General features: G+C 75.0%; 8 protein-coding genes. 1 reads left to right on the plus strand and 7 read right to left on the minus strand.

The window, feature by feature from the left end:
• Nucleotides 1-52: 52 nt before the first annotated feature.
• From ACFCV8_RS34400 to ACFCV8_RS34430, 7 genes are all read right to left on the minus strand, one after another.
• Nucleotides 53-235 (minus strand): hypothetical protein, encoded by a 183-nt coding sequence (locus ACFCV8_RS34400; RefSeq protein WP_376689440.1) that lies wholly within the window; start codon nucleotides 233-235, stop codon nucleotides 53-55.
• 69 nt (nucleotides 236-304) lie between these two features.
• The gene (locus ACFCV8_RS34405) at nucleotides 305-865 is read right to left on the minus strand and encodes a hypothetical protein (RefSeq protein ID WP_376689447.1); all 561 of its coding nucleotides are present in this window, start codon (nucleotides 863-865) and stop codon (nucleotides 305-307) included.
• Between the two features lie 138 nt (nucleotides 866-1,003).
• A complete protein-coding gene (locus tag ACFCV8_RS34410; protein ID WP_376689441.1) occupies nucleotides 1,004-1,801 on the minus strand; it encodes a type III pantothenate kinase in 798 nt (265 codons plus the stop codon).
• Nucleotides 1,801-2,853, minus strand: a complete 1,053-nt coding sequence (nadC, locus tag ACFCV8_RS34415; protein ID WP_376689442.1) for a carboxylating nicotinate-nucleotide diphosphorylase — start codon at nucleotides 2,851-2,853, stop codon at nucleotides 1,801-1,803. The genes ACFCV8_RS34410 and nadC overlap by 1 nt, the downstream gene beginning before the upstream one ends.
• A gap of 2 nt (nucleotides 2,854-2,855) precedes the next feature.
• Nucleotides 2,856-4,598, minus strand: coding sequence for an L-aspartate oxidase (locus ACFCV8_RS34420; protein WP_376689443.1), 1,743 nt, complete (start codon nucleotides 4,596-4,598; stop codon nucleotides 2,856-2,858).
• Complete coding sequence (panC, locus tag ACFCV8_RS34425; RefSeq protein ID WP_376689444.1) at nucleotides 4,595-5,614, minus strand: pantoate--beta-alanine ligase; 1,020 nt, start codon at nucleotides 5,612-5,614, stop codon at nucleotides 4,595-4,597. Before panC ends, ACFCV8_RS34420 begins: the two co-directional genes overlap by 4 nt.
• Complete coding sequence (locus tag ACFCV8_RS34430; RefSeq protein ID WP_376689445.1) at nucleotides 5,611-6,588, minus strand: Rossmann-like and DUF2520 domain-containing protein; 978 nt, start codon at nucleotides 6,586-6,588, stop codon at nucleotides 5,611-5,613. The genes panC and ACFCV8_RS34430 overlap by 4 nt, the downstream gene beginning before the upstream one ends.
• Nucleotides 6,589-6,767: 179 nt before the next feature.
• Between ACFCV8_RS34430 and ACFCV8_RS34435 the strand changes: the two genes are divergently transcribed.
• A complete protein-coding gene (locus ACFCV8_RS34435; RefSeq protein WP_376689446.1) occupies nucleotides 6,768-8,000 on the plus strand; it encodes a threonine aldolase family protein in 1,233 nt (410 codons plus the stop codon).
• Nucleotides 8,001-8,049 lie beyond the last annotated feature (49 nt).

Raw genomic sequence — 8,049 nt, forward strand, 5'->3', positions numbered from 1 at the left:
CGGCTCCTGGTGAGCCGTGCGCCCTTCGTGTGCTGCGGGGTGAGGCCCCGGATCAGGCGTCGTCGCCCTGCGGGGTCTGCTGCCGGACCGACGCGGCGCGGCCGAACGCCAGGTCCACGGCCGCGTCCTCCTTGGCCTTGTTGGGACCGCCCTGGCTCTTGACGATCGTCACGACGAGGCCGATGAAGAAGGCGGCCATCACCACGGGGGGCAGGAGCGCGGATACGTAGTCCATGTCGTCCAGAGTAGCGAGGCCGGTCCGGACGGCCGCGCCGCCCCTCCGGTATTCCGCGCCGGCCCCGGACTACCCGGCTACGCGCTGCTGCTGCGGCGGGGGCACCGGGCGGCGGCGGGGCGGGAAGACCTCCGAGGGCTTGGGCGCGGGCCGGGCGGGCGGGCGCCCGGGAGTCTCCGGGGCCTTGGGCCGTTCGGGTTCGGCCTCGGCGGCCCGGCCGCCCGGCAGCGCCAGGAGCCGGCTGCGCGGCGCGGGGGTACGCGCGGCGAGGCGGGCCCGTACCGAGCGCTCGGCCAGGACCTGGCAGCGCACCAGGAGCGAGGCGGCCACCGGGCGGCGGCGCAGCCCCCGCAGCGCGGCGAGGTCCTCGGGGCGGGGGTCGTACCCGCCGGCCAGGGCGTCCTGGAGCAGCTCCAGATAGCCGCCGGCGGAGCCGGGGAGGGCGTCGCGGTACCGGGCGAGGTCGGCGAGGAGGAACGCGCGCAGCCGTCCCGCCTCCCCGGCCGCCTCGTCCACGGCACCGGCCAGCCGCAGGCAGTCCCGGACGTCCTCGTCCGGCAGGGGCGTGGGGTGAAGGGCGGTGGCGAGAGCACGTCGGAGCACCCGCAGCTCGTCCGCGCTGAACGCCATGCCGCCGCGTGATCCGTAAGGCGTGGGCATGTCGCGACCATACGTGCTAAAGGGACAAAATCCGCTTAACTGGACAGTGGCGGCGCGGCGGCGGACCCGCGCGCCGCACGCCGTTCCCGCAGGTACGCCGCCTGTCCGCTACAGCCGGGACGCGTTGCGCTCGTACACCAGGCGCAGGCCGATGAGGGTGAGCCAGGGCTCGTGCTCGTCGATGACGGAGGACTCCCCCAACACCATCGGAGCAAGGCCGCCCGTCGCGATGACGGTGACGTCGTCCGGGTCGTCCGCCAGCTCCTTCTTCATCCGCGTGACGACGCCGTCGACCTGGCCGGCGAAGCCGTAGATGATGCCCGCCTGCATGGCCTCGACCGTGTTCTTGCCGATCACGCTGCGCGGCCGGGCCAGCTCGATCTTGCGGAGCTGGGCGCCCCGGACGCCGAGCGCCTCGACCGAGATCTCGATGCCGGGGGCGATGACACCGCCGGTGTACTCGCCCCGGGCGGAGACCGCGTCGAAGGTGGTGGCCGTACCGAAGTCGACGACGATGGCGGGGCCGCCGTACAGGTCGGCGGCGGCGGCCGCGTTGATGATGCGGTCCGTGCCGACCTCCTTCGGGTTGTCCATCAGGATCGGCACCCCGGTCTTGATGCCCGGCTCGACGAGCACGGCGGGGACGTCGCCGTAGTAGCGGCGGGTCACCTCGCGCAGCTCGTGCAGGACGGCCGGGACGGTGGAGCAGATCGCGATGCCCTCGATGCCGTCGCCCAGCTCCATGCCGAGCAGCGGGTGCATGCCCATCAGGCCCTGGAGGAGCACGGCCAGCTCGTCGGCGGTGCGGCGGGAGTCGGTGGAGATCCGCCAGTGCTCGACGATCTCCTCGCCGTCGAAGAGACCGAGGACGGTGTGGGTGTTGCCGACGTCGATGGTGAGCAGCATCAGACGTCGGCCCCGTCGGTGTCGGCGGTGTCGCGGAAGTCCAGGCCGATGTCGAGGATCGGCGAGGAGTGGGTGAGCGCGCCGACGGCCAGGTAGTCGACGCCCGCCTCGGCGTAGGCGCGGGCGGTGTCGAGGGAGAGCCGGCCGGAGGACTCCAGGACTGCGCGGCCGTCGGTCAGGGCGACCGCCTCGGCCGTCTGGAGCGGGGTGAAGTTGTCCAGCAGGATCAGGTCGGCGCCCGCGTCGAGCACCTCGCGGACCTGCTGGAGGGTGTCGACCTCGACCTCGATCGGGACGTCCGGGAACGTGTCCCGCACCCGCTTGAACGCCTCGGCCACCCCGCCGGCCGCGATGACGTGGTTGTCCTTGACCAGGGCCGCGTCCGAGAGCGACATCCGGTGGTTGACGCCGCCGCCGCAGCGCACCGCGTACTTCTCCATGGCGCGCAGGCCCGGGGTGGTCTTGCGGGTGTCACGGACCTTGGCCTTCGTGCCGTCGAGGGCGTCGGCCCAGGCGCGGGTGGCGGTCGCGATGCCGGAGAGGCGGCACAGCAGGTTGAGTGCGCTGCGCTCGCCGGTGAGCAGGTCGCGGGTGCGGGTGGTGACGGTCAGCAGCTTCTGGCCGGCCTCGACCCGGTCGCCGTCCTCGACGTGGCGCTCGACGGCGAACTCCTCGGTGCAGACGATGGACAGCACCGTCTCGGCGATCCGCAGCCCGGCCACCACACCTGCCTCGCGGGCGGTGAAGTCACCGGTGGCCATGGCGTCCTCGGGGACGGTGGCGACGGTGGTGACGTCCACCCCGCCGTCGAGGTCCTCCTCGATGGCGACGTGTGCGACGTCCTCGACCTGGACCGGGTCCAGGCCCGCCTCGGCCAGCAGCTGGGCGAGCGCGGGGTCGAGACCGCACTCCGGCGGGTCGACCTCGTAGAACTCGTCCCCGCCACAGCCGCAGCCGTCGCCGCAGCCGCCCGCCGACGCATCGGGCACGCCGATCTGGATCAGCGGTACGTCCACGGGCTCGGGGCGCGGGTTCTCTTCGGGCGTGCTCACGGTTACGGCTCCTCGGGGAGGTCGGCGGGGCGGGTGGGGGGTGCTGCCGCGCAGTCCGGTGCCTGCGCGGGGCGTACGGGGCCGAACGCCTCGGTCCGCGTCCGGTGGACGACCGGGCGGCGCTCGGGGGTGATCCGGACCACGAGGTGGCGGCGCCAGTCCGCGTCGTCGCGCTCGGGGCGGTCCTCGCGCCAGTGGCAGCCGCGCGTCTCCTCGCGCTGCCGGGCGGCGGCCACCAGGACGCGCGAGACCAGCAGCAGGTTCGTGGCCTCCCACGCCTCGACGCCGGGCACCGCGACCTTCGGCTCGTGGGCCGCGACGGCCCGGACGGCGCTGTCGTGGAGCGCCTCCAGCTGCTCGGCGGCGGCGGCCAGGCTGTCGGCGGAGCGCAGGACCCCGGCGCCGCGGGTCATGACGCGCTGGATCGTGGTGCGGGCCTCCGGGACGATCAGCGGGGAGGGCTCGGCGCCGGACGCGGTGACCGGGGCGCCCGCGCGGGGCCGGTCGGCGACGATGTCCGCCGCGATGCGCTCGGCGAAGACCAGGCCCTCCAGGAGGGAGTTGGACGCCAGCCGGTTCGCGCCGTGCACGCCGGTGCAGGCGACCTCCCCGCAGGCGTACAGGCCGGGCACGGTCGTACGGCCCCGCAGGTCGGTGCGGATGCCGCCGGAGGCGTGGTGCGCGGCCGGGGCGACCGGGATCGGTTCGGTGACCGGGTCGATGCCGTGGGCGCGGCAGACGGCCAGGATCGTGGGGAAGCGGCGCTCCCACATCTCGGCGCCGAAGTGGCGGGCGTCGAGATACATGTGATCGGTGCCGTGCAGCTCCATCCGGCGGGTGATGGCCTTGGCGACGATGTCGCGCGGGGCCAGCTCGGCCAGCTCGTGCTCGCCGAGCATGAAGCGGGTGCCAAAGGCGTCGACGAGGTGGGCGCCCTCGCCCCGTACCGCCTCGGACACCAGCGGCTGCTGGCCCTCGGAGCCGGTGCCGAGGAAGAGGACCGTCGGGTGGAACTGGACGAACTCCAGGTCGGAGACCTCCGCACCGGCCCGCAGCGCGAGCGCCACGCCGTCGCCGGTGGAGACCGCGGGGTTGGTGGTGGCGGAGAAGACCTGGCCCATGCCGCCGGTGGCCAGCACCACCGCGGGGGCGTGCACCGCGCCGACGCCGTCGTGCTGGCCCTCGCCCATGACGTGCAGGGTCACACCGGCGGTACGGCCCTCGGCGTCGGTGAGCAGGTCCAGTACGAGCGCGTTCTCGACGGTGTGCAGGGCGGCCTCGCGGACCGCGTCGACCAGGGCTCGGGAGATCTCGGCACCCGTCGCGTCGCCGCCCGCGTGGGCGATGCGGCGGCGGTGGTGGCCGCCCTCGCGGGTCAGCGCGATGTCACCGCTCTCCGTGGTGTCGAAGCGGGCGCCGGTCTCGATGAGCCTGCGCACCGCGTCCGGGCCCTCGGTGACCAGGGTTCGCACCGCCGCCTCGTCGCACAGGCCCGCGCCCGCGACGAGGGTGTCCTCGAGATGCTGCTCGGGGGTGTCGCCCTCGCCGAGCGCGGCGGCGATACCGCCCTGCGCCCAGCGGGTGGAGCCGTCGTCGAGCCGGGCCTTGGTGACGACCACGGTGGCGAGGCCCGCCGCCGCGCAGCGCAGCGCCGCGGTGAGCCCGGCCACGCCGGAGCCGACCACCACGACATCGGCGTCGATGGACCAGCCGGGGGCGGGGGCGGTCAGCCGTATTCCGGTCACGGGGTGGCTCCGAGGGTCAGCGGGATGTTGTCGATGAGACGGGTGCGGCCCACCCGTGCGGCGACGGCGAGGATCGCCTCGCCGGTGGCGCGGTCGTCGGGGATCTCGGTGAAGTCGGCCGGGTCCACCAGCGCCAGGTAGTCCAGGGCGAGCGGGGGCTGCGCGGCCGCCGCGTCGTCGAGGATCTGGCGGGCGGCGGCACGCACCGCCGCCGGGCCGCCGTCCGGGCGGGCCAGGGCCACCGCGTGGGCGTCGGCGGCCGCACGGGCCTCGCCGAGGGCGGTGAGCGCGGCGGCCCGGCCGGCGGTGGCCGAGGTCGCCTCCGCGCGGGCGTGCAGCGCCTGCTGGGCGGCGAGCCGGTCACGGGCGGCGAACAGGGCCCGGGACAGGGCGAGGGCGGTGTGCCGCTCGGCCGGATCCAGGAAGCGGTTGCGGCTGGAGAGCGCGAGGCCGTCCGGCTCGCGGACCGTCTCCACCCCGGCGATCTCCACCGGGAAGTTCAGGTCCCGCGCCATGCGGCGGATCAGGGCCAGCTGCTGGGCGTCCTTCCGGCCGAAGAACGCGACGTCGGGGCGGGTGAGGTGGAGGAGCTTGGCGACGACGGTGAGCATGCCGTCGAAGTGCCCGGGGCGCGAGGCCCCTTCGAGCCGCTCGCCCATGGCGCCGGCCGTGATCCGGACCTGCGGTTCGCCGCCCGGGTAGACCTCGTCGACGGACGGCGCGAAAACCGCGTCCGCCCCGGCGGCGCCCGCCACGGCGAGGTCCGCGTCGAGCGTACGGGGGTAGCGCTCCAGGTCGGCCGCCTCGCCGAACTGGAGCGGGTTGACGAAGACCGTGACGACGACCTGCCCGCCGGGGCCCGCCGCCGCGCGGGCGGCGCGGATCAGGGCGGCGTGGCCCTCGTGCAGCGCGCCCATGGTCATGACGACGGCCCGTACGCCCTCCCGGGGCGCGAGGGCGGCGAGCTCGGCGGCGGTACGCAGCAGGGTGGCGGCGCCGGGGGTGTGGTCGGTCATCGGGGCTCCTCCGGTCCGGTGCCGGTGTCCGTCGTGCCGGTGTCCGTTCTGCCCGTGCCGCCCGTGCCGTCGGCCAGGACGCCGAGCAGGTCCTCCGCCAGCTCCGGCTTGAGCAGGCCGTGGGCGAGGGCGCGGTCGGCGGTGGCGCGGGCCATCGCGACGTAGCCTGCCACCGCCTGCGGGGCGTGCCTGCGCAGCTCGCCGATGTGCGCCGCGACCGTACCGGCGTCACCGCGGGCCACCGGACCGGTCAGCGCGGCGTCGCCGGAGCGCAGGGCGTTGTCGAGGGCGGCGCCGAGCAGCGGGCCGAGCATCCGGTCCGGAGCGGTGACCCCGGCCGTACGCAGCAGCTCCATCGACTGGGCCACCAGCGTGACCAGGTGGTTCGCGCCGAGGGCGAGCGCCGCGTGGTAGAGCGGGCGGGCCTCCTCCGCGATCCACTCGGGCTCGCCGCCCATCTCGATGACCAGCGCCTCGGCGGCGAGCCGCAGCTCCTCGGGGGCGGTCACCCCGAAGGAGCAGCCCGCCAGGCGCTGGACGTCCACGGAGGTGCCGGTGAACGTCATCGCCGGGTGCAGGGCGAGCGGCAGCGCGCCGGCCCGCCGCGCCGGGTCCAGGACTGCCGCCCCGTACCGTCCCGAGGTGTGGACGAGGAGCTGCCCCGGCCGCACCGCCCCCGTCCCGGCCAGCCCCTCCACCAGGCCGGGCAGGGCGTCGTCCGGCACCGTCAGAAGCACCAGATCGGCGCGCGCCAGGACCTCGGCGGGCGGCACCAGCGGCACGTCGGGAAGCAGGGCCGCCGCCCTGCGCACCGAGGCGTCGGAGACACCGGACACCGCGACCGGCCGGTGGCCGGCCAGCTGGAGGGACGCGGCGAGGGCGGGGCCGACCCGGCCCGCGCCCACGACGCCGACCGTCAGACGGGCGGGGCGGTCCTTGGCCTCGAGGGAGTCATGGGGAGCTGTTGCGTTCACTCGGCAATGCCTTCCGTTCCAGTCCGCAGGGGGTACCGGACGATTTCTCTGCATGCTACGCCAGCGTTTCGCCCGGACCGCCCGGTCGTCCACAGCCTGTGGACGAAAGTCCGTACCCCGGAAAACCGGCCCGGAAAAACCGTTCGGACCCCCGGTACTCGCTGCGTGATGATCGTCCCATGACAGACATCACAGGCACGGAGGAACATCTGTTGGACAGCACGGGGGAACAGCCGGCGGACGCACCGGTCGAGCACGGCACGCAGGACGCCCAGCGGCTGCGCAGGATCGCCGCCTGGCGCGCGGCCGGACGCGTCCTGAACAGGACGCCCATGGAACTCCCGCTCCGCGAGCGGCTGGCCGACCTGGCGGCCGGGGCCGACTCGGTCACCGACCTCGGCCGCCCCACGGACATCTACGGCGACGGGGTCGTCGCCGAGCTGGAGGAGCGCGTCGCCGGGCTGCTGGGCATGGAGGCCGCCGCGTTCTTCCCGACCGGGACGATGGCGCAGCAGGTCGCGCTGCGGTGCTGGGCCGGGCGGACCGGCAACAGCACGGTCGCGCTGCACCCGCTGGGCCACCCCGAGGTGCACGAGCGCGGGGCGCTGGGAACGGTGAGCGGGCTGCGCACGGTGCATCCGACGGACGAGCCCCGGCTGCCCACGGCGTCGGAGATCCGCGACTTCGACGAGCCGTTCGGCACGCTGATGCTGGAGCTGCCGCTGCGCGACGCCGGTTTCGTCCTGCCGACGTGGCAGGAGCTGGAGGACGTGGTGGAGGCCGCGCGGGAACGCGACGCGGTGGTGCACTTCGACGGCGCGCGGCTGTGGGAGTGCGCTCCCCACTTCGGCCGGGAGCTGCCGGAGATCGCGGCGCTCGCGGACAGCGTGTACGTGTCGTTCTACAAGACCCTCGGCGGCCTCTCCGGGGCTGCTCTGGCCGGTCCCCGCACCCTGATCGACGAGGCCCGCGTCTGGCGCCACCGGTACGGCGGCCAGCTCTTCCACCAGTTCCCCGCCGCGATCACCGCCCTGATGGGCCTGGACCGGGAGCTGCCGCGGCTGCCCTCGTACGTGGCACAGGCGAAGGTGATCGCCGGGGCGGTGGCCGAGGGCTTCGCGGCCTGCGGCACCGGCTGGTTCCGGGTGCAGCCGGAGCCGCCGCACACGCACCAGTTCCAGGTGTGGCTGCCGTACCCGGCGGACGTCCTGAGCGAGGCGGCGGTGCGGCAGGCGGAGGAGACGGGCGTGTGCCTCTTCCGCCGCTGGTTCCCCGCGTCCGCCGGACCGCCCGGAACCGCGTTCACCGAGATGACGGTGGGGCGCGAGGGGCTGGAGTGGACCGCCGCCGACGTACGGGAAGCGGTCCGGGCGTTCATGGAGCGGGTGGACGGGGCCACCACCGCCCGCTGACGCCCCTAAGTCACCGCGTCGTTTGACGGCGGCCGTCAAACGACGCGGT

The organism is Streptomyces sp. NPDC056347 (genome assembly GCF_042262625.1).
Classification (GTDB): domain Bacteria; phylum Actinomycetota; class Actinomycetes; order Streptomycetales; family Streptomycetaceae; genus Streptomyces.

What these genes read in the sequence shown, in the direction of transcription:
- ACFCV8_RS34410 (WP_376689441.1), bottom strand. Translation starts at nt 1,801, where the DNA reads ATGCTGCTCACCATCGACGTCGGCAACACCCACACCGTCCTCGGTCTC.
- ACFCV8_RS34435 (WP_376689446.1), top strand. Translation starts at nt 6,768, where the DNA reads ATGACAGACATCACAGGCACGGAGGAACATCTGTTGGACAGCACGGGG.
- panC (WP_376689444.1), bottom strand. Translation starts at nt 5,614, where the DNA reads ATGACCGACCACACCCCCGGCGCCGCCACCCTGCTGCGTACCGCCGCC.
- ACFCV8_RS34400 (WP_376689440.1), bottom strand. Translation starts at nt 235, where the DNA reads ATGGACTACGTATCCGCGCTCCTGCCCCCCGTGGTGATGGCCGCCTTC.
- ACFCV8_RS34405 (WP_376689447.1), bottom strand. Translation starts at nt 865, where the DNA reads ATGGCGTTCAGCGCGGACGAGCTGCGGGTGCTCCGACGTGCTCTCGCC.